The following is a 26,117-nucleotide window of genomic DNA, read 5'->3' as shown; positions in this document are numbered from 1 at the left end:
GGAACGACCACTCTTATCGAGGACCGTTCGACCACTGAGGAGCCATGGGCGAGAACCCGTCGACAACCACCGATGACAGCCCGACGTCACCGATGCCGGAGCCGTCGGCCCCGCCCCCGGAGCGGACAGCGCACTACCGCGCGTTCCTGCTGCGCCTGCACTTTTATGCGGGGACCTTCGTCGGGCCCTTCCTGCTGGTCGCGGCCGTCAGCGGCGGGCTCTACGCCATCGCACCCACCATCGAGCAGTTCGCCTATCGCGATCAGCTGCAATCCCACAGCAGCGGTGACATGCTGCCGGTCGCCGAACAGGTTCGGGCTGCGCAGGCCGAACGGCCCGACCTCCCGGTTACCGCAATACGCCCAGCGACCGGTCCCGGTGAGACCACCCGGGTCATGTTCGACGATCCGTCATTGGGTGAGTCCGAACGTCATGCCGTCTTCATCGACCCGGTGACGGGCGCCTCGCACGGGGAACTGACGGTCTACGGCAGCAGCGGTGCGCTACCGCTGCGCACCTGGATCGATCAGTTGCACCGCAGCCTGCATCTCGGCGAACCGGGCCGCCTGTACAGCGAGCTCGCGGCGTCGTGGCTGTGGTTGATCGCGTTGGCCGGGATGTTCCTGTGGTGGGGCAGGTACCGGCGAATGTCGCGGCGGGGCGACACGAAACCCAGGCTGCTGACGCTCGACCGTGCCGTCCAGGGCCGGGCCCGAACGCTGAACTGGCATGGGGCGGTGGGGATCTGGATCGCCATCGGGTTGCTGTTCCTGTCGGCGACGGGACTGACGTGGTCCCGGTTCGCCGGCGACAATGTCACCGCTCTGCGCACCGCACTGTCATGGACGACGCCGTCGGTATCGACGGCGCTCGGCGGCCCGCCGCAAGCCGTGATGTCCGGCCACGAAGGACATCACAGCGAGCCGGTGCCGGCCTCCGCCGGCCGCGGCGGCGCTCCGCGGGTGGACGACCTCGACCGAGTGCTCAAAGCCGCGCGTGACGCCGGTGTCGGCGGCAGCGTCGAGGTCGGCATCCCCGCCAGCGCCGATACCGCATTCACCGTGGCGCAGACCCGCCAGCCGTGGGTGATGTCGAACAACGCGGTAGCCATCGACGGAGCATCTGGAAAGATCACCGACACTTCGTGGTTCGCCGACTGGCCGTTGGCGGCAAAGCTTTCCGCGTGGGGCATCCAGCTGCACATGGGACTGCTGTTCGGGATCGCCAATCAGCTCCTGTTGCTGGGCCTTGCGGTCGCGTTGGTCACCGTGATTGTGCGCGGTTACCTGCTGTGGTGGCATCGCCGACCCATCGCCGGGGGCCGCCCCGTGGGTAGTGCGCCGCGTCGCGGCGTCCTCATCGGACTACCACCCGGTGCCGCGGTGGCCGTGGTCCTCGTGGCGGCCGCCGTCGGCTGGTTCATCCCGTTGTTGGGTGTCAGCCTGGTGGTATTCGTGGCCGTGGACGTCGTTGTGGGATGGCGACAGCGCCGCCGGCAACGCTAGCCGGTCAGATCGTCCCGTTCGGCCGCCGCAATCAGATCTTCGCGGGCGCGTGCCACTCGTGAACGAATGGTGCCGACAGGGCAGCCACACACCTCGGCCGCTTCCGCATACGACAGGCCGAGCACCTGGGTCAGCAACAGCGCATGCCGACGGTCGGGATCCAGTCCGTCCAACAGGAGGCGGATCTCCACCATCTTCTCGAACCCACCGACCGGGCGGTAGCTGTCGAGGACCTGCTCGACGTCGACTCCGTGCTGCGTACGCGGCCGGCTCTGCTTGTGCCGAATCTGGTCGACCACGACGCGCCGCGCTATCGACAGCAGCCAGGTACGGGCCGACGACCGGCCACTGAACCGGGGCAGCGCGGTGATGGCGCGCATGAACGTCTCTTGCGTCAGGTCGTCGGCCGACCCGGAATCACCGAGGTAGGCGACGGTTCTCCAGACATCGGTCTGGGTGGCCCGGATGAATTGCTCGAGCGCCGCCGAATCACCGCGGCCGGCGGCGAAGGCCAGCCGCGTAACGTGATCCTCGCTGCGTTCGGTAGTCACAGCCATCGACATTATTCGATGACGCCCGGGAACTCGGCATCGGGCCGAACCGACTATCTAGTCGGTGACCTATGCCGCCGGCGTGGTGAATGAGCAATTGGGAGTGGTGGTGACAACAGCAACTGTCCCCGACAAAGAGGTGGCCCAGCGCATTGCGCTCGATGTCACAGGAATGTCGTGCGGGGCCTGCGCTGCCCGCGTGGAGAACAAACTCAACAAGGTCGACGGGGTACGGGCGTCAGTGAACTTCGCCACACGCGTCGCCACCGTGGAAGCCGCCCCGGACGTCGGCGTCGAGCAGCTGTGCGCGGTCATCGAGCGGGCCGGCTATCAGGCGGCCCCCCGCACCGAGCGCTCCACGAACGACGTCGACCCCGATGCCGACCATGCCCGCAGCCTCCTCCGGCGCCTGGCGATCGCCGCCGTGTTGTTCATCCCGCTCGCCGACCTGTCGGTGATGTTCGCCGTGGTGCCCGACACCCGGTTCGCCGGGTGGCAGTGGGTGCTCACCGCGTTGGCGGCGCCGATTGTCACGTGGGCCGCATGGCCGTTCCATCGCAGTGCGCTGCGCAACGCCCGGCACGGGACCTCGACCATGGAGACCTTGATCTCCATCGGCGTCACGGCCGCCACCGTGTGGTCGATGTACACGATCTTCTTCGATCACCAGACCTATCACGCCGCGGGCGTCTGGCAGGCGCTCCTCGGCAGCGATGCCATCTACCTCGAGGTCGCCGCCGGCGTCACGGTTTTCGTGCTCGCGGGCCGCTACTTCGAAGCCCGGGCCCGCTCCCGTGCCGGGGGAGCCCTGCGGGCGCTCGCGGCGATCGGCGCCAAGTCGGTGACGGTGCTGCTCGCCGACGGCAGCGAGCTCGTGCTGCCCGCCGACGAGCTCAAGGAGGGCCAGCGTTTCGTCGTTCGTCCCGGCGAGGCCATCGCGGCCGACGGTCTTGTGGTGAGCGGGGCGGCCGCGGTGGACGTGAGTGCGATGACCGGAGAGTCCAAACCGGTACAGACCCAAGAAGGTTCGAGTGTCGTGGGTGGCACCGTGGTGCTCGATGGCCGCCTGATCGTCGAGGCCGCCGCGGTGGGACCCGACACCCGGTTCGCCGGGATGGTCCGCCTGGTGGAGCAGGCGCAGGCGCAGAAAGCCGACGCGCAGAGACTGGCCGACCGCATCGCCGCGGTATTCGTGCCGTGTGTGCTGGTGATCGCGGCGGCCACCGCCATCGGTTGGCTGTTGACCGATGGCGACGTCAACCGGGCGGTATCGTCCGCCCTCGCCGTCCTGGTGATCGCCTGCCCTTGCGCGCTGGGACTGGCGACCCCGACCGCGATGATGGTGGCCTCGGGCCGCGGCGCCCAGCTGGGGATCTTCCTCAAGGGGCACCGCGCCCTGGAGGCGATTCGCGCAGTCGACACGGTCGTGTTCGACAAGACCGGCACCCTGACCACCGGACAACCCGAGGTCATCACCGTCGTCGCAGCCGACGGATGGAGCGAGGACGAGGTTCTCGGACATGCGGCGGCAGTCGAGTCGGCATCCGAACATCCGGTGGCCCATGCGATCGTCACCGCCACCAGGGAACAGGACTCCGCCGCGGTGGAGGACTTCCAGGCGTTCGCCGGCCACGGTGTGGCCGGTTCCGTGGACGGCGTGGCCGTTGTCGTCGGGCGTCCTGCCTGGGTGAGCCGGGACCGCGTGGTGCCGGCCAACCTTGCCGCGGCCCGCAAGATGGGCGAGTCGCAAGGCCAGACAGTCGTATTCGTCGCCTGTGGCGACACCGTCTGCGGTGCCATCTGCGTTGCCGACGCCGTCAAGGAGTCGGCGGCCGGCGCTATCGCACAACTGCATGCCGAGGGCATGAAAACCATGCTGTTGACGGGCGACAACGCCGCAACGGCGGCCGCGATCGGTGCGGCGGTGGGCATCGACGACGTAGTCGCCGAGGTGCTGCCCGAGGACAAGGTCGGCGCGATCGAGAAGTTGCGCGACCAGGGCCGGGTGGTGGCCATGGTCGGCGACGGAATCAACGACGGTCCCGCGTTGGCCTGTGCTGACCTGGGCCTGGCCATCGGCCGGGGCACCGATGTGGCCATCGGCGCGGCCGACATCATCCTCGTGCGCGACAACCTCGATTCGGTCCCGCAGGCGTTGGGTCTGGCCCGGGCGACGATGCGGACCATCAGGGTCAACATGATCTGGGCCTTCGGGTACAACATCGCGGCGATTCCGATCGCGGCGGCAGGTCTGTTGAACCCGTTGATCGCCGGTGCGGCGATGGCGGTGTCGTCATTCCTGGTCGTGTCGAACAGCCTGCGGTTGCGCAATTACGGGAGGGTCCAGCAAGCCGTCGGCGTAATCTCACATGCATGACCAGCAATGAGACAGCCGAGTCGACGAAGTGCGACAACCCGAACTGTACGTGCGAAAACTGCACCTGCGGGAGCAACTGCACATGCGGGTCCGACGCAGCCGAATGACTTGAGACTCAGCGCCGGTTGCGGGCGAGCTCGCTGAGCATCGCGTTGTAGGCGTCGAGTTCGTCGTCGTACCCGCGGTCGCTGTGGCGGTCCTCCCGCGCGCCCGCTCGGCGATCCTGACGTGCCCATTGGGTCACCAGGGCAATGACCACGATGAGCACCGGCAGCTCGCTCGAACCCCACGCGATGGCGCCGCCCAGGTGTTGGTCATCCGAAATGCTCTGCAGCCAAGGAAGATTGACGGACCGATAGAAGCTCTCGCCCAGGGATGACGTCATCGTCATCGTGGCGATACCGAAGAAGGCATGGAAGGGCATCACGGCGAACAGGAGCCCGAGCCGCCCCAGGAAGGGCAGGCGACGCGGTCCGGGGTCGATGCCGATGATTCCCCAGTAATACAGGTAGCCGGTCAGCAGGAAATGCACGCTCATGAACTCGTGGCCCCAGTGATACCGGATCAAGGTATCGAACAAGGGCGTGAAGTACACGAGGTAGAGCGAGCCTACGAACAGCATGAACGCCGTCACCGGGTGCGACAGGAATCGCGTCACCGGGGCGTGCACGAGCCATACGAGCCACTCGCGGGGACCAGGCGTCTCACCCTTCGGCGCGGTGGGCAGCACCCGTAGCGCGAGCGTCACCGGCGCGCCGAGCACCAGGAGCACCGGGACAAACATGTTGAGCGCCATGTGTTCACCCATGTGCACGCTGAACATCGCCGAACCGTAGGCCCGCACACCGGAACTCGTGGTGGCCAGCAGGGCCGCGCAACCCAGGGACCAGGCGATCGTGCGTCCCACCGGCCAGTAGTCACCCCGTCGCCGCAGCAGCGTCGCCGCGAGGAGATAGCCAAGTGCGAGCACGATGGCTGCCGTTCCGATCAGCGGGTCGAACCGCCACACCGTGAGCAGGCTGACCACGCTCGGGGGTGCATCGAGTTGATAGCCCAAAAAGACGTCCCACGTTGAGAACTCGTGGACGGTGAATCGCGGCGGCACACTGCTCGCGGCGAGCGCCACCGCCGCGGTGACGACGATCACCGCGGCCGCAGACACGGTGTTGACCAGTCGCGACGGGGTACCGCGCGTCAGCAGAAGCGCGCCGTCGCCAACCCACACCAGCGCTAGCAGCACCCCCGCGACCACCACGGCCCGCCCGTAGGCCGAACCCAGGAGCGGCAACCCGCCCAACATCAGCGTGGCCAGGAGGGCGCCGTAGACGATGGCGACCGATCCGCATGCCAGCTGCAACACCTGGACCCGGCGTCGAAGCACGACGTCGGCCAATCCAGCCGAGACGATTTTCGTTCCGGCCCATACCGCGACAACCACCGAGAAGACGATCACGGCGCTCGTGGCGATGTCATGATCCGGCCCCTGCCCGGCATTGCCGGTCACCGGTACCGCGACCACTCCGACCAACGCCGGCAGCAGAGCCACACAATGTCCGACCCAGCGGAAGGTAAAACGCACGCCGACGGCCAGCGCCAGCGCGCACAACGCCGCCACGCACCACCCGCGAGCGGCCTCGGAGGCGGCGATGGTGCTGCCGAGGCCGGGACCGGAGACGAGCCGGCTGATCGGAATTCCCGCATCGGCCGACGCCGAGACGACGACCATCGCGGTGGTGCAGCAGACCCAGACGATCGCGATGCGTTCGACAAGCAGATGCGCGGAAAAGGACGCCGCGTCGATTCGCCCGTCGTCGCGAGGTATCGCGGTCGTCACAATCCAGACGAGAGCTCCGACGCACACCGCGCCTGCCAGGGTGCCGAACCAGTGCCCGAGCAACCGAGCTGCGCTGGTGGCTGTTCCCGGGTCAGCGATCCCCGCCGCATCCAGCCGCTGTGCGCCCAGCTGCGAGGCGCACATGAACAGCACCACAGTGCAACCTGCGACGATGCCGAGCAGTGTCAGGCGTCCCCGCCACACCCCGGCCGCAGTGGACATGCGCACACGCGCCATAGTCGAACCGGCCTTCCGCCGCGGAAACGAGCAACACGTTGCGGCCATGCGATTCTACGACAACGTGTCGTAGTGCTGACGGGTGCGGGAACTCTGGCGCCCGCGCCTGCGACCAACAGAGGACGACCGCACCCCAACACTCTTGTAGACAGGACCCGGAATGATCGCCGATCTTGCCCTCCGCTGGGTGGTGACCGTGTTGTTCGCCCTGAGTGCGGTTGAGTGCACCTACGCCCTGGTGGGCTCTCGTGGCCGCCCGAGCGCTGCGGTGAGCCAGTTACTCCACTTGGCAATGGCCATCGCCATGATGGTGATGGCCTGGCCGAGGGGAGCCGAGCTGCCGACGCTGGGCCCGATGCTCTTCTTCCTGGCTGCCGTTGTCTGGTTTCTGGCCGGCGCGCTGAGGTCCGGGGCGACGCAAGGACGGGTGGTCGACGGCTGTCACGCCGCGATGATGTCGGCGATGGTCTGGATGTATGCCGTCATGAACGGCAATGTGCTTGGACGGCATACCGAAACGGTCGCCGCGGACGGTCACGACATGCAGGTGACGCACATGGCCGGACATCATGGCGGCACGGCGATGGTCATGGAGCACGTCTCGGTGCAGCCGCCGCCCTGGATCCCTGCCATCAACTGGCTGTTGACAATCGGTTTCGTGATCGCCACCGCCGTGTGGCTGTACCGATATTTCGCGGCACGTCAGCAGTCCGAAACTCCGGCGTTCTCGCATTTCGGAACGCTGTGCCGGGCCATGATGGCCGCGGGAATGGCGATCATGTTCGGCGTGATGTTGTAAGCCGCTCAGGCGGCGGGGTCATCCGCGGCTCGGAGATGACGACGGCTCGGCTCGGCCGGGCCCGATTCGTCATCCTCACCGTGTGCCCGGGGTGACGGGTGGTGTGGGCGCTTGGTGCGCGACGCCCACATCGAGACGGCCGCAGCCAACACCACCGGGACATGACTCAGGACACGGACCGAGGTCACCTGCCCCGCCAGTGCATCCGACACCACGTAATAGGCCAGGAATCCGCAGTAGATCACCAGCACACAGGCGAGACCGGGCGCGATTCGCCGGCGGAACGCCATCACAATCGTCGCGATTCCCAGCGCCGCCGACCACGCCGTGGACTCGTTGAGTAAATGAGCCCCGCTGGCCGAGCCGTGATGCGCGGCAACCATCCCGAAATTGATGCCTGCCGCTTGTGCGATCGCCAAACCCATCTGGGCCACCCCGATGACGACGATTGCGATGGTCAGCAGGTGGGGGCTCAGCCGTTGCCGCAGCCCGCTCATCGCACCTGCCCCGCGGTTCGGGCGTCCGTTCACCGCGCCGATCAGCGCGGTGTTGGCCAAATCGCGTAATTGCAGGGCTTGAACCCCGGCCCGGTCGTACCAGGTGGTGCACTCCGGGCAATCGCGTACATGCTCGTCGACGCGTGCAGAGGGGACCGGCTCACGCTCCCCATCGAGGCGCGCCGAAAGCGCCTCACGTGCCACAACGCAGTCCACCGGACTATTCTCCCGCATTGACCTTGGGGATTGCACACCTGCTCGGCTCCGCGCCCCCGAACATCGACAACGCTGGTCACGCTGTCGGCGAGTAGGGCAGATTGCTGCTGGTCTGCGGGTCGACATGGACTGGCCTACCCACATAAGGGAACGCCCGCTGTGGGCAGGCCGGTCGGTCGCATATCCGGCAACCTGCTCCGATGGGCACCGTGGCTTCGGGATCACTCAGATCGATGCCCACCGAATAGACGAGCTTGTCGGCATGGCTCAGATCGCAGCCGAGCCCGATCGCGAAACTCTTGGGTGTACCCAGGTACCGGCTCGGCGCTGACGCCGAGGTTCTCGCGATCCAGAAATAGCTCCGTCCGTCAGGCATCTGAGCGACCTGGGTCAAGAACTCGCCGGGACGGGAGAACGCCTGATGCACCACCCATAGTGGACAGTTTCCGCCCACCCGGGAAAAGTGAAAGGCTGTGGCGGACTGGCGCTTCGAGATGTTCCCCGCACTGTCGGTGCGAACGAAGATGAACGGGACGCCGCGGGCGTCCGGCCGCTGCAGAGTGGACAGCCGATGGCAGATGGTTTCGAATCCCATCTCGAAACGGCGGGCAAGCTGGTCGATGTCGTAGCGCAGATCCTCGGCGGCGGACAGGAACATCCGGTAGGGGAGTAACAGGGCGCCCGCGAAGTAGTTGGCCAGCCCGATACGGGCCACATCCCTTGCCTCCGAGCTCAATTGGTCATCGGTGGCCACGATGGAGTTGATCAGCTCGGAGTGCAGCAACAAAGCGATCTGGGTGGCGAGCTGGAATGCGCGCTGGCCGGGCAGCAGCCATCGCGCGACGTGGAGCGTGCCGGCTTCGGGCTGGTACCGGCGTTTCACGCTTGAACCCAACACATCCCCGTCGTCTACTACGACCGAAATGCCGAACTCGCTGGACAGCAAGTCGGCCAGTTGCCGGTCGAGCCCTCCGATCTGGAGGCGGTGACGGGCGAACAGATTCTCGGCGGCACGGTCGAGTGCGTCGATGTAGTTGCGGCGGTCGTAGAAGAAGTCGCGTACCTCTTCAAAAGGCATGGGCTGCTGCGTACCCGCCTGCGCGTCCAGGTTGGCCCGACCGTGCACGGCCTCCAGTTCGGCGGTGGCATCGTGCAGACGGCGATGCATGCTCACCATGGTCTGACCGACCTCGGGCATGCGGGCGACGAGCTCTTCGATCTGCGCGGTGGTGGCGCTGTCCGTCAAGATCTCGCGCAGGTCCGACACCAGCCGCGCGTCAGCATCGGGGGCGAAGTAGTGGGTCGGCAGATCGAAGCGGTCGGACAGGGCCAGCAACACCGGGACCGTGATCGGGCGCTGATCGTTCTCCAGCTGGTTGACGTAGCTCGTCGACAATCCCAGAGCGCGCGCCAGCGCGACCTGGGTCAGGCCTCTCTCGTCACGTAGCCGTCGCAGACGGGCGCCGGCGAATGTCTTCGTCACCGAAGACGAGGCTACCCCGATCGGCTTTCACAACATTCGCAAAAGTGGCCGTGGAAGGACACAAAAATACGCATTTACAGGTGGTTTCCCCGGTGATCGCATCTGCGTACCGTGCGGATCATGCTTGAACATGACGTCAGAACACGGCGCAGCGCCGAGGACTTCCCGCGTAGCGAACACTTGGCCTGGAAGATCGCCGAGATCGCCGCCGACCCGGTAGCGGTACCGCCCGAGACCGAGGCGATGGTGATCAACCGGATCATCGACAACGCCGCGGTGTCGGCCGCGTCGGTGATTCGCCGGCCGGTAACGGTGGCGCGTGCCCAGGCGCTCGCGCACAAGACACCGAGAGGTGCCGCGGTGTTCGGCGTCGACGGCACGGTCTCACCCGAATGGGCGGCCTGGGCCAACGGCGTCGCAGTCCGCGAATTGGATTTCCACGACACCTTCCTGGCCGCCGAGTACTCCCATCCGGGTGACAACATCCCCGCGCTGGTCGCCGTGGCCCAGCAGCTCGGTGTGAACGGCGCCGACCTGATCCGCGGTATCGCCACCGCCTACGAGGTGCAGGTCGATCTGGTCAAGGGAATCTGCCTGCACCAGCACAAGATCGACCATGTCGCCCACCTGGGACCGTCGGTGGCCGCCGGCCTCGGCACCATGCTGCGGCTCGACCCCGAAACCATCTACGCCGCAATCGGTCAGGCCCTGCACCTGACCACTGCCACCCGCCAGTCGCGCAAGGGGCTCATCTCCAGCTGGAAGGCCTACGCGCCGGCGTGGGCAGGCAAGGTGGCCATCGAGGCCGTCGACCGTGCGATGCGCGGTGAGGGATCGCCCGCCCCGATCTGGGAAGGCGAGGACGGGGTGATCGCCTGGCTGCTGTCGGGCCCGGACCATACCTACCAGGTGCCGCTGCCGGCTCCGGGAGAGCCCAAGCGCGCCATCCTGGACACCTATACCAAGGAACATTCGGCGGAGTACCAGAGTCAGGCACCGATCGACCTGGCCCGCCGGATGCGCGAGCGTATCGGTGATCTTGATCAGATCGCCACCATCGTGCTGCACACCAGCAACCACACCCACGTGGTGATCGGCACCGGATCCAATGACCCGCAGAAATTCGATCCCGACGCGTCCCGCGAGACGCTGGACCACTCGGTGATGTACATCTTCGCCGTCGCGTTACAGGACGGCACCTGGCACCACGAGCGGTCGTACGCCCCGGAGCGGGCCCACCGACCGGACACCATTGAGCTGTGGCGCAAGATCTCCACCGTCGAGGATCCGGAATGGACGCGGCGCTATCACTCGAATGATCCGAATGAGAAGGCGTTCGGCGCGAAGGCCGTCATCACCCTCAAGAGCGGTGAGACCATCGTCGACGAACTCGCGGTCGCCGATGCCCACCCGCTGGGCGCGCGCCCGTTCGCACGTGAGCAGTACGTCGCCAAGTTCGCCGAGCTGGCCGACGGCGTCGTGGAAGCCGAAGAGCGGCAACGGTTCCTGAGTGCGGTCGAGAACGTTTCAGTGACCAAATCCGGCGGGCTCGGTGCACTCAATGTCCGGGTCGATCCGCGGGTCCTGGACAAGGCGCCGACGATTCCCTCGGGGATTTTCCGGTGAGCGCGGGCGGGTTACTCGGCTCTGCGACACCGGCCTCGGAGAAGCGCCGAAAGTTCCGCCGTGGGTTGGAGTCCGGTCGGCTCCTGCGCTTTCCCGGTGCGTTCTCTCCGCTGGTGGCCAAGCTGGTCGCCGAGATCGGCTTCGACGGCGTCTATGTATCCGGTGCGGTGCTGTCCGCAGATCTGGGCCTGCCGGACATCGGGTTGACGACGCTGACCGAGGTAGCCGGCCGGGGCACCCAGATCGCCTCGGTCACCGACCTTCCGACGTTCATCGACGCCGACACCGGATTCGGCGAGCCGATGAGCGCGGCCCGCACCGTGACGCTCCTCGAGGATGCGGGCTTGGCCGGTCTTCACCTCGAGGACCAGGTGAACCCCAAGCGGTGCGGGCATCTCGACGGCAAGGCCGTGGTCGAGACCTCGGAGATGGTCAAGCGTCTGCGGGCTGCGGTCGCCGCGCGCAGGGATCCGAACTTCATCATCTGCGCCCGCACCGACGCCGCGGGTATCGAGGGGATTCCCGCGGCCATCGACCGGGCCAAGGCCTACGCAGATGCCGGTGCCGACCTGATCTTCACCGAGGCGCTGCACACCCCTGGAGATTTCGAGCAGTTCCGCGAGGCGGTGGACGTTCCGCTGCTGGCCAACATGACCGAATTCGGCAAGTCCGAACTGCTGACGACGCGACAGTTGTCCGAGATCGGCTACAACATGGTGATCTACCCGGTCACCACGCTGCGCCTGGCCATGCATGCGGTTGAAGTGGGCCTGCGTGAAATTGACTCGGCAGGAACGCAATCCGGACTTCTGGATCAGATGCAACACCGCAGCCGGCTCTACGAGTTGCTGCGCTACACCGATTACAACCAGTTCGACTCCGATATCTACAACTTCTCGCTGCAAGGGGCAACGCAGTGACCATTATCGCGAACGGCACCGCCGACAAGCCGAAGATCCACAAGGGCCTGGCCGGGGTGGTGGTCGACACCACCGCCATCTCCAAGGTGGTGCCCGAGACCAACACCCTGACCTACCGCGGCTACCCGGTGCAGGACCTGGCCGCCCACTGCAGCTTCGAGCAGGTGGCCTACCTGCTGTGGCACGGCGAACTTCCGACCGACCAGGAACTGGCGATGTTCACCCAGCGGGAGCGGGCCTCGCGCCGCATCGACCGCTCCATGCAGTCACTGCTGGCCAAGCTGCCGGACAACTGCCATCCGATGGACGTGGTGCGTACCGCGATCAGCTACCTGGGCGCGGAGGACCCGGAAGAGGATGACAGCAGTCCCTCGGCCAACTTCGCCAAGTCGCTGCGGATGTTCGCGGTTCTGCCCACCATCGTCGCGGCCGATATGCGCAGGCGTCGCGGGCTGGAACCGATTGCTCCACACAGCCACATGGGCTACTCGGAGAATTTCCTCAACATGTGTTTCGGTGAGGTGCCGGACCCGATGATCGTCGACGCATTCGAGCAGTCGATGGTTCTCTATGCCGAACACAGCTTCAACGCATCCACCTTCGCGGCACGCGTGGTCACCTCGACCCAGTCGGACATCTACAGTGCGGTCACGGCCGCCATCGGCGCTTTGAAGGGGTCGCTGCACGGCGGCGCCAACGAGGCCGTGATGCACGACATGCTCGAAATCGGCTCGGCCGACCGTGCTGCGGAGTGGCTGCATGGCAAGCTTTCCCGCAAGGACAAGGTGATGGGATTCGGCCATCGGGTGTACAAGAACGGTGACTCCCGGGTGCCCACCATGAAGGCCGCTCTGCAACACATTGCGGCAGTGCGCGATGGCCAGCGCTGGCTGGACATCTACGACCGTCTGGAACAGAACATGCTCGCCGCCACCGGGATCAAACCCAACCTGGACTTTCCGACCGGGCCGGCGTACCACCTGATGGGCTTCGACATTCCCAGCTTCACACCGCTTTTCGTGATGAGTCGGATCACCGGTTGGACGGCGCACATCATGGAGCAGGCCGCATCGAACGCCCTGATCCGGCCGCTCAGTGACTACAGCGGACAGCCGCAGCGCGCGCTCTCGTGATCTCCAAGGTTCTGGTCGCCAATCGTGGCGAGATCGCGATCCGCGCCTTCCGGGCCGCGTATGAACGTGGCATCGCGACAGTGGCGGTGTATCCATACGAGGACCGTAATTCTCAGCACCGGCTGAAGGCTGATGAGTCGTATCAGATTGGCGTGGAGGGACATCCGGTTCGGGCCTATCTATCGGTCGACGAGATCATCCGGGTGGCGCAGCATGCCGGCGCAGATGCGATCTATCCCGGCTACGGCTTCCTCTCGGAGAACCCCGAGCTGGCACGGGCCTGCGAGCGGGCCGGCATCACGTTCGTGGGACCGTCGGCCGACGTGCTGGAACTGACCGGAAACAAGGCCCGCGCCATCGCAGAGGCTCGTAGGGCCGGGCTCCCGGTGCTGGCATCGTCGGCCCCATCGAGTTCGGTCGAGGAGCTGCTGTCCGCCGCGGAGTCGATGAGCTTCCCGGTGTTCGTCAAGGCCGTCGCCGGTGGCGGGGGCCGGGGGATGCGTCGAGTCAACGAACCGGCCGACCTGAAGGAGGCGATCGAGGCGGCCAGCCGCGAAGCGCAGTCCGCCTTCGGCGACTCCACAGTGTTCCTTGAGCAGGCGGTGATCAACCCGCGCCATATCGAGGTTCAGATCCTGGCCGACACCCAGGGCAACGTGATTCACCTGTTCGAGCGTGACTGCAGTGTGCAGCGGCGCCACCAGAAGGTCATTGAGCTGGCGCCGGCACCGAATCTGGACCCCGATCTGCGAGAACGGATCTGCACTGACGCGGTGGCGTTCGCCCGCCAGATCGGGTATTCCTGCGCCGGCACCGTGGAGTTTCTGCTCGATGAGCGGGGCCGGCACGTGTTCATCGAGTGCAACCCGCGGATTCAGGTGGAGCACACGGTGACCGAGGAGATCACCGATGTCGACCTGGTATCGAGTCAGCTGCGGATCGCGGGCGGGGAATCACTGTCCGATCTCGGGCTCGCCCAGGCCGCGTTGGAGATTCGCGGCGCTGCCCTGCAGTGCCGGATCACCACCGAAGATCCCACCAACGGTTTCCGCCCCGACACCGGACGCATCACCGGCTACCGCTCACCCGGCGGGGCCGGCGTCCGCCTGGATGGCGGCACCAATCTCGGAGCCGAAGTGGCTGCGCATTTCGATTCGATGCTGGTAAAGCTGACCTGTCGCGGTCGCGACTTCTCGACGGCAGTGGCGCGGTCTCGACGCGCGGTGGCGGAGTTCCGGATTCGTGGAGTATCGACCAACATCCCGTTCCTGGCGGCGGTTCTGGACGATCCGGACTTCATCGCGGGTCGGGTGACGACGTCGTTCATCGAGGAACGACCCCAGCTGCTCACTGCGCGCGGTAGCGCCGACCGCGGCACCAGGATTCTCAACTACCTGGCCGATGTCACCGTCAACCAGCCGCACGGCCCGCGGCCGTCTGCCGTGTACCCACGCGACAAGCTGCCCGAGTGCGATCTGAGCGTTGTCCCGCCCTCGGGTTCCAAGCAACGCCTGACCGAATTGGGGCCCGAAGGGTTCGCCGCCTGGCTTCGCGACGGCAGAGCAATCGGCATCACCGACACCACCTTTCGCGATGCGCATCAATCGCTGCTGGCCACCCGGGTGCGTACCAGTGGACTGCTGCGCGTCGCCCCGTACATCGCCCGGATGATGCCGCAACTGCTGTCCGTCGAGTGCTGGGGCGGTGCGACCTACGACGTCTCGCTACGGTTTCTCAAACAGGACCCGTGGGAGCGGTTGGCGGCGCTGCGCGAAGCGCTGCCCAACATCTGCCTCCAGATGCTGCTGCGGGGCCGGAACACGGTGGGCTACACGCCTTATCCGGAGACGGTGACGCGTGCGTTCGTCGATGAGGCAGCGGCGACAGGTGTCGATATCTTCCGGATCTTCGATGCACTCAACAATGTGGATTCGATGCGTCCGGCCATCGACGCCGTCCGCCATACGGGCACGACCGTCGCAGAAGTCGCGATGTCGTACACCGGTGACCTCTCCAACCCCCGCGAACGTCTTTACACGCTGGACTATTACCTACGCCTGGCCGAACGGATTGTGCAGGCCGGAGCGCATGTGTTGGCGATCAAGGACATGGCGGGGTTGTTGCGCGCACCGGCGGCTGCCACTTTGGTGTCGGCTCTGAAATCACGGTTCGACCTCCCGGTGCACGTACACACCCATGACACTCCGGGTGGTCAACTGGCCACCTACGTGGCAGCGTGGACGGCCGGCGCCGATGCTGTTGACGGCGCCGCAGCTCCATTGGCGGGCACGACAAGTCAGCCAGCGCTGTCCTCAATCGTGGCCGCCGCCGCGCACACCGAGTACGACACCGGCTTGTCGCTGGACGCGGTGTGTGACCTTGAGCCGTATTGGGAGGCACTGCGCCGTGTCTACGCGCCGTTTGATGTTGCGGCGTCCGGTCCTTCATTCCCGACCGGTCGGGTCTACACCCACGAAATCCCGGGCGGTCAGCTGAGCAATCTGCGTCAGCAGGCCATCGCACTCGGTCTGGGTAGTCGTTTCGAGGACATCGAAGCGAACTACGCTGCCGCAGACCGGATATTGGGTCGGTTGGTAAAGGTCACCCCGTCGAGCAAGGTGGTGGGAGATCTGGCGCTGGCCATGGTCGGAGCCGGGATCGATGCTGATGACTTCGCGGCGAACCCGGCTCGGTACGACATCCCCGACAGTGTGATCGGGTTCCTGCGTGGCGAACTCGGTGACCCGCCGGGCGGCTGGCCGGAACCCTTGCGCACGAAGGCTCTCGACGGCAGGGGTCTGGCCAAGCCCATGCAGGAATTGTCCGCCGAGGACGAAACCGTGTTGGCCGCGCCAGGACCGAAACGCCAGGCAACTCTCAACCGGCTGTTGTTCCCTGGTCCCACAGCCGAGTTCGAGGCCCATCGCGACGAGTATGGCGACACCTCACGGCTGAGCGCGAACCAGTTCTTCTACGGTCTGCGTCATGGCGAGGAGCATCGGGTCAAGCTGGATCCCGGAGTCGAGCTGCTGATCGGGCTGGAGGCGGTCTCAGAACCCGACCAGCGGGGTATGCGCACTGTGATGTGCATCCTCAACGGACAGTTGCGCCCGATCATGGTGCGGGACCGCAGTATCGCCAGCGAGGTGCCGGTCGCCGAGAAGTCCGACCGGGCCAACCCGGCGCACATTGGTGCCCCCTTCGCGGGTGTGGTCACGGTCAACGTCGCCGAGGGAGACACCGTCGAGGCCGGCCAGTCCATCGCCACCATCGAGGCGATGAAGATGGAAGCGGCGATCACGGCACCGGAGTCCGGCACCATCGCCAGAATCGCGGTCGCCCCGACCGCGCAAGTCGAAGGCGGCGACCTCCTGGTCGTCGTGGGTCAGTAGGTACTTGTGTCCATGAGAACCGTCGCGCTCGAGTTGGTGCCACCCAATCTCGATCGGGGAACAGGCGATGCCGTAGCCGAAGCGCAGAAGGTGGCGCGGCTCTCCGCGGAGTTCGGCATGGGAGGACGTCTTGGCCACGTCATGATCCCGGGAATGATCGTCGAAGACCACGACAGACCCATCGAGATGAAGCCCAAGATGGATGTTCTCGACTACTGGTCGATCCTGCAACCCGAGCTGCCGGGTGTGCGTGGCCTGTGCACGCAGGTCACCTCGTTCTCCGACGAAACGGCGCTACGTCAACGGTTGACCGGCCTCGGCGAGTCCGGGTTCGACGGCGTGATCTTCGTCGGCGTGCCCCGCACCATGAACGACGGCGACGGCACGGGTGTCGCACCGGCCGACGCCTTGGCCAAATTCGATGGCCTGGTCGCCAACCGTGGAGTGATCCTCATCCCCACCCGCGCCGGCGAAGAGGGCCGGTTCTCGTTCAAATGCGACAAGGGCGCCACCTTCGCCATGACCCAGCTGCTGTACTCGGACGCGGTGGTCGGTTTCCTGGGCGATTTCGCACGGTCGAGCGATCACAGGCCAGAGGTGCTGTTGTCGTTCGGTTTCGTGCCAAAGGTCGAGACCAGGGTCGGGCTCATCGACTGGCTGATCCAGGACCCGGGCAATGAAGCTGTCGCGCAGGAACAGGCCTTCGTCAGATCGTTGGCAGCCGGCGACCCCGCAGCCAAACGGCGACAACTGGTTGACCTCTACAAGCGGGTCATCGACGGCGTGGTCGACCTGGGTTACCCCGTGAGTCTGCATTTCGAAGCGCCATACGGTGTTTCGAGACCCGCGTTCGAAACGTTCGCTGAGATGCTGGCTTACTGGTCGCCCGGGCAGTCGTCCTGAGCGGACCGGGATGAACGCACGGTCCTGTCCCACCCCGATGCGGGTCATGGGCGTCTTGAATGCCACGCCCGATTCATTCTGGGTCGACAGCAGATTCGATGTCTCCGCACTCGCGGTGGCGGCCGGACGGCGCATGTTCGAAGCCGGTGCGTGGGCGGTGGATGTCGGGGGTGAATCCACGAGACCGGGTGCGGTCCCGGTTTCAGTCGACGAGGAACTCGCTCGTGTGCTTCCCGTTGTCGCCGGGTTGTCGGATCTGGGGACAGTGTCGGTGGACACCCGCAATCGTGAAGTGGCCGAGGCGGCGGTGCGGGCCGGGGCAGGCATCATCAACGACGTTTCGGGCAAACTCTATGACCTTGCCGGGAGGCTCGGCGTCGGTTACGTCAGCATGCACTCGCACACGGTGCCCGTCCTCGCCGGAGTATTCCCAGAGTACGGCGATGTGGTCGACGAGGTGGCGAGCTTTGTCGCCGACGTCGCGCAGACGGCCTCCGCCGCAGGCGCCGGTCCGGTGTGGACCGACCCGGGCATCGGATTCGGGAAATCGACCGAGCACAATCTGACATTGCTGCGGCGGCTCCCTGAACTGTGCACCCACGGATTTCCAGTGCTGCTCGGTGTCAGCCGAAAGACATTCATCGGCCACGTCACCGGCCGCGAAGTCGTTGATCGGCTGGCTGGCTCGCTGGCCGTGATCGCGCCCGCATGGGCCGCCGGCGTCGATGTCATCCGGGTGCACGACGTCGCTGAGACGCTGGACACCATCACGATGCTGCAGGCGATCTGGGGTTGACCGCCGCGACACCCGACGTGCCCGCAATGGCACTTTTCCGGGCTTCGGTTGTGTTTGGTGCCGGGCGGCTTCGCGCAGACTTGGCTGTGACGAGCCCGGCGGTGCGGAAAGGCGACCGCAACCAGCCCGGCCGCTTCGCGGCGGCGTTCGCCGTCGTGGCCAGAACGTGTCTCGGCGGCTCTGGCCGCCAACATCGAAATGGCCTTATGCGGGAGAGTGCGCCTCGATTGCTGAGAGCTCGAAAAGTGCTGTTGTTCGGTGGTTTTGAAGTTCGCGTCAAATATGGACGGTCGTCTCTGGGGGCTGGTGTGGGGGCGCCTGTTCCGAAAAGGGGACGGCCCAACATAGGAAATTCATTGGTTAGGCTCCCCTCGCTGATCGAATGAGGCTGCGGGTTTGAGCGTGGCGCCCACACTGACGTGGCGCTCCCGGCCAGCGCCCGAGACAGGGGGATGGGCTTTTGACGTGCGATGAAGTGCTGCAGCTCAGCGCAACTGGTGTTGTCGGTCCTCGAACGCGGCGCGCGTGACGAACGCACCGACGCAGGTCGAGGGTTCGATCGCGGAGGTTTCGACGCATCACGATGCCTACCCGGTGCTGCCACGGGAACTCAAGAATGTTTCCGAGGCAGTGCGGCGGGCTCCGGGACCGCCTGTTCCACAACTGGTGCGGCCGAGCAAGATTCGGGTGGCCACCGAGGGAGACGCCGCGCTGATCGCAGAGTGGATGAACCGGCCGCACCTGGCCGAGACCTGGGAATATGACTGGCCCGTCGAGCGCTGGCGTAAGCATCTGAAAGCCCAGGTGGAGGGCGACTATTCGTTGCCGCTGCTCCTGAGCATTGGCGGGGTGGATCGTGGCTATCTCGAAATCTACCGGGCTGCCAAAGATTCCATTGCCGATCGGTACGACAGTGAGCCGCACGATCTGGGTCTGCACGGTGCGATCGCCGACGAGGAGTTGGTCAACCGGGGCCTCGGCCCGATGCTGCTGCCCAAGATAGTCGCCAGTGTCCTGCGTGCCGATCCCGAATGTGAGCGGATCATGTTCGACCCCGACTACCGCAATACCACGGTGCGTGGGTTGTGTGAGTTCGCCGGATGCCGATTCCTCGGTGAGCACGAGATGTCCAACCGCAAGATGGCGCTCTACCAAATCGACCGGGACACCGCCCGGAAATGGATGGCCTGAGCCCAGCGTTGCCAACCCGACTGGCCGACAGTCGATTCGATTGCAGTAAACCGATCTACCGGAAACGAAAGGTGGGGCTGGGTCTCATCGACCCGCCGATACACAGATATGACCACTACCGACTCACCCGCATCGCCCGCCGTGTCCGAGGGGCTGGTCTCGATACTTCGCGACGATCTGGAACTTCCATGTCAATCACTCAGTACCAGTACACGTCTCGTCGATGACCTGGGAATGGATTCGGTGTCATTCGCGGTGGGTCTCGTGACGATCGAGGAGAAATTCGGTGTCCAGCTCAGCGAAGAGGACCTCATCACCTGCCGCACCGTGGGTGATCTGCAGTCGGTGATCGACCTCAGGAGCGCAGCATGAATCCGCTCGCAGGCGCCCTGAGAGAGGTGATGGTCGGCTCACCGCACGACCTCGTGGTCCTGGATCGCGACACCGATACCTGGCAGCGTCGTCCGTGGCCCGAGGTACACGGGATCGCGGAGCACATTGCGGCCTACCTGCTGGGCCGGGACCGGCCGGGCGCGGTAGGGCTGGTCGGCGAGCCGACGGTGGAATTGATTGCCGCCATGCAGGGTTCGTGGCTGGCAGGCGCCGGGGTGTCGATCCTGCCACGTCCCCAACGGGGCGCCGATCCGTCGGAGTGGGCGCGAGCCACGCTGGCCCGGTTCAGCAGTATCGGTGTGACAACGGTGTTCAGCTACGGCACCACGTTGCAGCTGCTACGGGATGCGGGGTCGCCGTTGACGGTGTGCGATGTCGCTGATGCCGCACGCACCTCGACCTCGGCGCAGCTGCGGTATCCCGACAGCGCGGACGTGGCGATCCTGCAGGGCACGGCCGGATCCACCGGGTCTCCGCGTACGGCAGTGTTGGCGCCGGAGACGGTGCTCAACAACCTCCTGGCGGTCACGCAACGATTGTCTTTGAGCCGCAACGATGTCGGGTGCACGTGGTTGCCGATCTATCACGATATGGGTCTGGCGATGGTGTTGGCGTCGACGATGTCCGGTATGCCGCTGTGGCTGGCACCCACGGGTGCCTTCTCGGCTGCCCCGCTGCGCTGGGCCGATTGGCTGTCCGAATCCCGCGCAACCTTCACTGCCGGGCCGAATTTCGGCTACTCGGTGCTCGGTCGATTCGCCAACCGCGTCTCCGACGTCGACCTCGGTGCGGTGCGGATCGCGATCAACGGGGGTGAGCCCGTCGACTGTGCCGGTGTCGATCGATTCGCCATCGGAATGAGCAGATTCGGTTTCGACGCCGCAGCGATGGCGCCCTCCTACGGGATGGCCGAGTCGACGTGCGCGGTGACCATTCCCGCACCGGGCGAGGGCCTGCGCATCGACATTCCGGACGCTGCGGATACCGGCCGGCGCTATGCACTGCTGGGTCGTCCGGTGCCGGGTATGGAGATTCGCATCGTCCCGTCCGCGCACGACGAGTCCGGCGCTGCCGGCGAAGTCGAGATCCGTGGCTCGTCGATGATGACGTCCTACCTGGGAGATGTGCCGGCCGACGCGGGCACCAGCGGTAAGTGGTTCCCGACGGGTGACATCGGCTACCTCGTCGACGGCGCGCTGGTGATCTGTGGGCGCTCCAAAGAGATCATCACGATCGCCGGGCGCAATATCTTCCCCACCGAGATCGAGCAGGTCGTCGGCGAGGTGGACGGCGTCCGTGAGGGAGCGGTCGTCGCTGTCGGCACGGAATCCGGGGCCGCGCAATCACGGCTCCTGGTGGCGGCGGAGTTCATCGGCACCGAGCAGGACACCACCCGCAGCGCTGTGATCCGGCGAATCGTGTCGGTGTGCGGCGTGACGCCCGCGGACGTCGTGCTGATGTCGCCGGGATCGTTGCCACGCACATCGTCAGGAAAACTCCGGCGACTGGAGGTCCGCCGTCAACTGGAGGCCGCGCGGTAGGCCCTCGTGTCCCGGTGCCGCCGTGGTGCGCGATGAGTTCTACCCTCAGCCCGAGTCCAATCAGCAACCATTGTTGACGAAACGGGAGAAACGCGTGACCCAACTGCTCAAAGTCCAGAACTTCAACGTCTCCAGCGACGGCTTCGGCGCCGGCGAGAACCAGAGCTTTGAGCGCCCGTTCGGTCACGCCGACCCGGGGACGATGTTCGCCTGGACCGGCGCGACGGCCAGTTGGCCCAACCGCACGGAGCCTGGCGGCAGTCGGGGCCTCGACGACTACCTGGTCCGCGATTTCCACCACAACATCGGTGCCGAGATCATGGGCCGCAACAAGTTCAGTCCGTACCGCGGCCCATGGCAGGATCATGCCGACTGGCTGGGGTGGTGGGGTGACGAGCCGCCATTCCATACGCCGGTGTTCGTGCTGACCCACCACGAGCGGCCGTCGTTCACACTGTCGGACACGACGTTCCATTTCGTCGACGCCGATCCGGCGACCGTGCTGGAGCAGGCCCGGGTCGCCGCGCAGGGCAAGGACGTGCGGTTGGGCGGGGGAGCGAGCACCATCCGGGAGTTCCTGGACGCCGGTCTGATCGACACCTTGCATGTGGCGGTGTCCCCGACAGATTTGGGCAGCGGATCCCGCCTCTGGGAGTCCCCCGATGAGCTGAACGACCGGTTCCACCATGACGTGGTGCCAAGCCCTGGCGGCGCGGTCACCCATCACTTGTTCTGGCGACGCTGAGCCCGGTGGGGTGCGGCGTCAGTCGCGGCAGCGCACCCCGCGCTCGAACGTGCGGATGACGGCGGGGGCTGCGGCGTGCTGCGGCATGAGGCCGTCCTTGGAGTCCTGGCAGGCCCACATCACCAGACCGTAGAGCGCGTGTTCGAGCCACAGTGTGCTCGATTCGGGGTCGAAGACGCCCTCGGCCTGGCCACGTTCGAGCAGCTGGGTCAGATAACTGCTGTCCGGTACCGACTCGGGCGGCAGGCTGCGCAGCATCGTGGGGTCGTCGAACAGGAACAGCAGCCGGTTGCCGACCGAGATCATCGCGTTGATGACGCGCCGCATGGCATCGATCGGGCAGCCGTCCTCGGGTGCGGCGGCAGCCACGGCGGCCGTCACCACCTGTACCGAGTCCACAACGGTCGCGTTGATCAGGGATTCCCGGTCGGGAAAGTAGCGGTGCACGGTGGTGCGCCCGACGCCGGCCGCCTTGGCGATGTCGGGCAATGTGGCGGTCCGGTCGTCGGCTAGGACTGCGGCGGCGGCCTCGATGATGGCCCCGCGGGTTCGCGCCTGGGTGCCCGAGAGCTCGCCTGTGGTCATCCGTCGATGGTATCGACGTATGTCACGAGGGTCTTGCTACCGGTATCGGCGCCGTCCGGTCCGACAGGTTGCGCGCCGGACGTTGCCGGATCGGTAGCGGCCACCAGAACCACCGGCCCAGGATCGCGGCGATCGTGGGGGTCATCAGCGAACGCACGACGAGGGTGTCGAACAGCAGACCCAGGCCGATGGTCGTGCCGCCCTGGCCGATGGCGATCAGATCACTGGTCGCCATCGAGGCCATCGTGAACGCGAACACCAGGCCGGCTGCGGTGACCACGCCGCCGGTAGCGCCCATGGCCCGGATGATGCCGGTGTTGATGCCCGCGCTGACCTCTTCCTTCATCCGCGAGACCACCAGCAGGTTGTAGTCCGATCCCACCGCCAGCAGGATGATGACGGAGAACGCCAGCGTCATCCAGTGCAGATCCATCCCGAGTAGGTACTGCCACACCAGGACCGACAGGCCGAACGATGCTGCCAGGGACAGGATCACGGTGCCGACGATGACGAAGGACGCGATCAGGGCGCGGGTGATCAACAGCATCACGATGAAGATCAGTGTGATCGCGCCGCAGGCCGAGATCAGCAGATCCCACTGGGCACCGACCTGGATGTCCTTGTAGGTGGCCGCGGTGCCGCCGAGATAGATCTTGGCGTCGGCCAGCGGCGTCGTCTTGATCGCCTCGCGCGCCGTCTTCAGCAGTGGGTCGACATGCGAAATACCTTCGGAGGTGGCCGGATCCACGTCGTGAGTGATGATGAACTGCGCGGCCTGGCCGTCCGGCGAGACCATCAGGTCAAGCCCACGTTTGAAGTCGGGGTTGTCGAACGCCTCCGGCGGCAGGTAGAACGAGTCGTCGTTGCGGGCGTCGTCGAACGCCTGGCCCATCACCGATGCCGTGTCGGTCATCTTGGCGATCTGGTCGACCAGCCCGTTGAACGTGCTGAACATCGTCTTCATCGTGCCCTGCATGGACTTCGAGATGGCGATCATCGGCGGCAGTTGCGCCACCAGCTGTGGCATCAGCTGATCCATCTCGTTCATGTTCTTCACCGATTCCGAGAGAGTTTCGGTCATGGTGTCGATGCCGTCGAGCCCGTCGAACAGCGAACGCATGGACTGGCACATCGGGATGTCGTAGCAGTGCGGTTCCCAGTAAAGGTAATTCCGCATCGGCCGCATGAAATCGTCGAAATCAGCCATGTGATCCCGCATTTCATTGGTACTGGACTGCATGTCGTTCATGCTGGCGGTGAGTTCATGGGTGATGCCGGTCATCCGGTTCATCAGGCCCAGCATGTTCTCCATGATCACGATCATCCGGCCGAGATCGTCGGTGAGCGTATTCATGTCACCCATGCGCTCCCGCAGGAACTGCAGGTTCTCGGTCATCGACACCGATTGCATACTCACCTGGAATGGCACCGAGCTGTGCGCGATGGGGCGGCCCAGCGGACGGGTGATGCTCTGCACGCGCGCGACGCCGGGCACCCGGATCAGCTCCCTGGCGATCTTGTCCAGCACGATCATGTCGGCCGGGTTGCGGAGGTCTCGTCCCGCATCCACGAGCAGCAGATCGGGATTCATCCGAGCGGCGGTGAAATGTCGTTCGGCCGCAGCGTATCCGACGTTGGACGGCAGATCCTTGGGAATGTAGAGCCGCTCGTTGTACGAGGTTTTATAGCCGGGTAGGGCCAGCAATCCGACGAGTGCCACGGCGATTGCGGCGCAGAGAATCGGAACCGGCCAGCGCACCACCGAGGTGCCGAGCCGGCGCCAACCGCGCGAGCGAATCTCGCGCTTGGCGTCGAGAAGGCCGAAATGGCTGCCGACCACCAGCATTGCCGGCGCAAGGGTGAGTGAGGCGAGCACCACCACGGACATCCCGACGGCACTGGGGATACCCATCGAACTGAAGTAGTTCAACCGGGTGAAGTGCAGGCACATCATGGCGCCGGCAACCGTGAGACCCGAGCCGAGGATGACGTGACCGACGCCGTGAAATGCGGTGTAGTAGGCGTCTTCTCGTTCCTGGCCCTTCTGCCGCGCCTCCTGGTATCGGCCGACGAGGAAGATGGCGTAGTCGGTTCCGGCCGCGATGGCCAATGAGGTCAGCAGGCTCACCGAGAACGTCGACAACCCGAGCAGGCCGGCGTGACCGATGGCGGCCACCACACCGCGCGCCGCCGACATCTCCAGCAGCACCACGATGAGCATCAGCAACATCGTCGCGAGCGACCGGTAGACGACGATCAGCATCACCGCGATCACGGCGATCGTGACGAAAGTGATCTTGACCATGCTCTTGTCGCCGGCTTCGTTCATGTCCGTGGTGAGCGGACCTTGGCCGGTGACATAGGCATTCACGCCCGCAGGCGGGTGCGAGTCGTCGATGATCTTGCGGACCGCGGCGACCGATTCGTTGGCCAGCGTCTCGCCCTGGTTGCCCGCGAGGTTGACCTGAACATAAGCGGCCTTGCCGTCGGTGCTCTGGGAGCCTGCCGCGGTGATCAGGTCGCCCCAGTAGTTCTGCACGTGCTGAACGTGTTCAGTGTCGGCTTGAAGCGTGCGGACCAGCTCGTCGTAATAGTGATGAGCTTCAATGCCGAGCGGCTCGTCGCCCTCCAGGACCACCATCGCGATCGTGTCCGAGTCGAATTGATCGAAGCGCTCGCCGATCTTCTTCATCGCCACCAGTGCGGGCGCGTCCTGCGGTGACAGCGACACGGCGTGCTCGTGGCCGACGACCTCGAGTTGCGGGACGAGGGCGTTCAGGACGACGACGAGCACGACCCACGCCAGGATGATCGGGATCGCAGCGACACGGATGACTCGCGCGATGCCCTTGTGGTCGGAGCCCTTTGAGTCGGAGCCGTTGTGCTCGTGATTGCCCATCAGGCGGCCTTGTCCAAGCAGAAGGCCTGGGCGTCGTGCTGGTTCACGGTCTGCTCGTCACGGACGTCGCCGTTGACGACGATCCGGCAGGTGATCATGTCGCTATCTCCTTGTGCAACCACATTGGCGAACACCGTCGGCAAGGTGGTGACCACCTCGTGCCTCCACGGCAGCGAGCTGAAACTCTCGGTGTGGGGTTGGGCATCGGCATCCAGGAAGCTGACGTGCCCGCTGGTCCCACTCGGGCCCTCGATCTCGTAGACGACGCGCTTCGGGTTGAACTCCACGATGTCGTCCCCGGCGGACTGGCCCGGATCGGTGTTGATGTGGGTCCCGAAGATCCCGTGCATCCGGTTCATGGCGAAACCGCTGACGGTCAGCGCCGCCACGAGCACCAGGGGAATCCAGAAACGTTTCGCAAGCCGAAATACCGCAGCCACGGCAAAATCCACCTCTCCGGTTCGGCGCACGCCGACGGAACCCCATCCGGACGC

At 65.6% G+C, this 26,117-nt stretch carries 20 protein-coding genes; 13 read left to right on the top strand and 7 right to left on the bottom strand.

Annotated elements, in window-relative coordinates:
* Positions 1-44: 44 nt before the first annotated feature.
* Positions 45-1,505, top strand: coding sequence for a PepSY domain-containing protein (locus HBE63_RS15360; protein ID WP_208301381.1), 1,461 nt, complete (start codon positions 45-47; stop codon positions 1,503-1,505).
* On the opposite strand, the gene sigC is transcribed toward HBE63_RS15360, so the two are convergent.
* Positions 1,502-2,068 (bottom strand): RNA polymerase sigma factor SigC, encoded by a 567-nt coding sequence (gene sigC, locus HBE63_RS15355; protein WP_208301380.1) that lies wholly within the window; start codon positions 2,066-2,068, stop codon positions 1,502-1,504. The genes HBE63_RS15360 and sigC overlap by 4 nt on opposite strands.
* Positions 2,069-2,228: 160 nt before the next feature.
* On the opposite strand from sigC, the gene HBE63_RS15350 reads away from it, so the two are divergent.
* On the top strand, positions 2,229-4,433 hold the full coding sequence (locus HBE63_RS15350; protein ID WP_243858732.1) for a cation-translocating P-type ATPase: 2,205 nt from the start codon (positions 2,229-2,231) through the stop codon (positions 4,431-4,433).
* A 115-nt stretch (positions 4,434-4,548) separates the two neighbouring features.
* On the opposite strand, the gene HBE63_RS15345 is transcribed toward HBE63_RS15350, so the two are convergent.
* A complete protein-coding gene (locus tag HBE63_RS15345) occupies positions 4,549-6,504 on the bottom strand; it encodes a cytochrome c oxidase assembly protein (protein ID WP_371815002.1) in 1,956 nt (651 codons plus the stop codon).
* A 160-nt stretch (positions 6,505-6,664) separates the two neighbouring features.
* Here HBE63_RS15345 and HBE63_RS15340 point away from each other — a divergent pair, with 160 nt between their 5' ends.
* Positions 6,665-7,303 carry a DUF5134 domain-containing protein gene (locus HBE63_RS15340; protein ID WP_166905504.1) on the top strand — a complete coding sequence of 213 codons (639 nt, stop codon included), beginning with the start codon at positions 6,665-6,667 and terminating at the stop codon, positions 7,301-7,303.
* Positions 7,304-7,308: 5 nt separating this feature from the next.
* Here HBE63_RS15340 and HBE63_RS15335 read toward each other — a convergent pair whose 3' ends face one another.
* Together HBE63_RS15335 and HBE63_RS15330 are read right to left on the bottom strand one after the other, a co-directional pair.
* Positions 7,309-8,016 carry a DUF2275 domain-containing protein gene (locus HBE63_RS15335; RefSeq protein ID WP_166905503.1) on the bottom strand — a complete coding sequence of 236 codons (708 nt, stop codon included), beginning with the start codon at positions 8,014-8,016 and terminating at the stop codon, positions 7,309-7,311.
* Between the two features lie 76 nt (positions 8,017-8,092).
* A complete protein-coding gene (locus HBE63_RS15330; RefSeq protein WP_166905502.1) occupies positions 8,093-9,499 on the bottom strand; it encodes a short-chain fatty acyl-CoA regulator family protein in 1,407 nt (468 codons plus the stop codon).
* A 120-nt stretch (positions 9,500-9,619) separates the two neighbouring features.
* On the opposite strand from HBE63_RS15330, the gene prpD reads away from it, so the two are divergent.
* The 10 genes from prpD (at position 9,620) to HBE63_RS15280 (ending at position 22,139) form a co-directional block, all read left to right on the top strand.
* On the top strand, positions 9,620-11,125 hold the full coding sequence (prpD, locus tag HBE63_RS15325; RefSeq protein ID WP_166905501.1) for a 2-methylcitrate dehydratase PrpD: 1,506 nt from the start codon (positions 9,620-9,622) through the stop codon (positions 11,123-11,125).
* Positions 11,122-12,045 (top strand): methylisocitrate lyase, encoded by a 924-nt coding sequence (prpB, locus tag HBE63_RS15320; RefSeq protein WP_166905500.1) that lies wholly within the window; start codon positions 11,122-11,124, stop codon positions 12,043-12,045. The genes prpD and prpB overlap by 4 nt, the downstream gene beginning before the upstream one ends.
* Positions 12,042-13,178: a bifunctional 2-methylcitrate synthase/citrate synthase gene (locus tag HBE63_RS15315; RefSeq protein WP_243858674.1), complete on the top strand. Its 1,137-nt coding sequence runs from the start codon at positions 12,042-12,044 to the stop codon at positions 13,176-13,178. Before prpB ends, HBE63_RS15315 begins: the two co-directional genes overlap by 4 nt.
* Positions 13,175-16,570, top strand: coding sequence for a pyruvate carboxylase (locus HBE63_RS15310; RefSeq protein WP_166905499.1), 3,396 nt, complete (start codon positions 13,175-13,177; stop codon positions 16,568-16,570). Before HBE63_RS15315 ends, HBE63_RS15310 begins: the two co-directional genes overlap by 4 nt.
* A 6-nt stretch (positions 16,571-16,576) precedes the next feature.
* On the top strand, positions 16,577-17,473 hold the full coding sequence (locus tag HBE63_RS15305) for a mycobacterial-type methylenetetrahydrofolate reductase (protein WP_166905498.1): 897 nt from the start codon (positions 16,577-16,579) through the stop codon (positions 17,471-17,473).
* Between the two features lie 46 nt (positions 17,474-17,519).
* A complete protein-coding gene (gene folP / locus HBE63_RS15300) occupies positions 17,520-18,269 on the top strand; it encodes a dihydropteroate synthase (RefSeq protein WP_243858672.1) in 750 nt (249 codons plus the stop codon).
* Between the two features lie 594 nt (positions 18,270-18,863).
* A complete protein-coding gene (locus tag HBE63_RS15295; protein ID WP_166909821.1) occupies positions 18,864-19,460 on the top strand; it encodes a GNAT family N-acetyltransferase in 597 nt (198 codons plus the stop codon).
* A 108-nt stretch (positions 19,461-19,568) separates the two neighbouring features.
* Positions 19,569-19,832 (top strand): acyl carrier protein, encoded by a 264-nt coding sequence (locus HBE63_RS15290; RefSeq protein ID WP_166905496.1) that lies wholly within the window; start codon positions 19,569-19,571, stop codon positions 19,830-19,832.
* On the top strand, positions 19,829-21,394 hold the full coding sequence (mbtM, locus tag HBE63_RS15285; RefSeq protein ID WP_166905495.1) for a long-chain-fatty acid--ACP ligase MbtM: 1,566 nt from the start codon (positions 19,829-19,831) through the stop codon (positions 21,392-21,394). The genes HBE63_RS15290 and mbtM overlap by 4 nt, the downstream gene beginning before the upstream one ends.
* A 94-nt stretch (positions 21,395-21,488) precedes the next feature.
* Positions 21,489-22,139 (top strand): dihydrofolate reductase family protein, encoded by a 651-nt coding sequence (locus HBE63_RS15280; RefSeq protein ID WP_166905494.1) that lies wholly within the window; start codon positions 21,489-21,491, stop codon positions 22,137-22,139.
* A gap of 18 nt (positions 22,140-22,157) precedes the next feature.
* Here the strand turns inward: HBE63_RS15280 and HBE63_RS15275 are convergent, their stop codons facing one another.
* Genes HBE63_RS15275 through HBE63_RS15265 form a run of 3 tightly spaced genes read right to left on the bottom strand, consistent with a single transcriptional unit; the run spans position 22,158 to position 26,063 of the window.
* A complete protein-coding gene (locus tag HBE63_RS15275; RefSeq protein WP_166905493.1) occupies positions 22,158-22,724 on the bottom strand; it encodes a TetR/AcrR family transcriptional regulator in 567 nt (188 codons plus the stop codon).
* Positions 22,725-22,746: 22 nt separating this feature from the next.
* Positions 22,747-25,623, bottom strand: coding sequence for an RND family transporter (locus HBE63_RS15270; RefSeq protein WP_166905492.1), 2,877 nt, complete (start codon positions 25,621-25,623; stop codon positions 22,747-22,749).
* A complete protein-coding gene (locus HBE63_RS15265; protein WP_166905491.1) occupies positions 25,623-26,063 on the bottom strand; it encodes an MmpS family transport accessory protein in 441 nt (146 codons plus the stop codon). Before HBE63_RS15265 ends, HBE63_RS15270 begins: the two co-directional genes overlap by 1 nt.
* Positions 26,064-26,117 lie beyond the last annotated feature (54 nt).

The organism is Mycobacterium sp. DL440, assembly GCF_011745145.1.
Classification (GTDB): Bacteria; Actinomycetota; Actinomycetes; order Mycobacteriales; family Mycobacteriaceae; genus Mycobacterium.
The sequence above is the reverse complement of the archived record's forward strand: the minus strand, read 5'-3'. Positions and strand labels throughout refer to the sequence as shown.

Coding starts and splice junctions, on each gene's coding strand:
- HBE63_RS15345 (WP_371815002.1), bottom strand. CDS start 6,504: ATGGCGCGTGTGCGCATGTCCACTGCGGCCGGGGTGTGGCGGGGACGC.
- HBE63_RS15275 (WP_166905493.1), bottom strand. CDS start 22,724: ATGACCACAGGCGAGCTCTCGGGCACCCAGGCGCGAACCCGCGGGGCC.
- HBE63_RS15270 (WP_166905492.1), bottom strand. CDS start 25,623: ATGGGCAATCACGAGCACAACGGCTCCGACTCAAAGGGCTCCGACCAC.
- HBE63_RS15350 (WP_243858732.1), top strand. CDS start 2,229: ATGTCGTGCGGGGCCTGCGCTGCCCGCGTGGAGAACAAACTCAACAAG.
- HBE63_RS15290 (WP_166905496.1), top strand. CDS start 19,569: ATGACCACTACCGACTCACCCGCATCGCCCGCCGTGTCCGAGGGGCTG.
- mbtM (WP_166905495.1), top strand. CDS start 19,829: ATGAATCCGCTCGCAGGCGCCCTGAGAGAGGTGATGGTCGGCTCACCG.
- HBE63_RS15340 (WP_166905504.1), top strand. CDS start 6,665: ATGATCGCCGATCTTGCCCTCCGCTGGGTGGTGACCGTGTTGTTCGCC.
- prpD (WP_166905501.1), top strand. CDS start 9,620: ATGCTTGAACATGACGTCAGAACACGGCGCAGCGCCGAGGACTTCCCG.
- HBE63_RS15360 (WP_208301381.1), top strand. CDS start 45: ATGGGCGAGAACCCGTCGACAACCACCGATGACAGCCCGACGTCACCG.
- sigC (WP_208301380.1), bottom strand. CDS start 2,068: ATGTCGATGGCTGTGACTACCGAACGCAGCGAGGATCACGTTACGCGG.
- folP (WP_243858672.1), top strand. CDS start 17,520: ATGGGCGTCTTGAATGCCACGCCCGATTCATTCTGGGTCGACAGCAGA.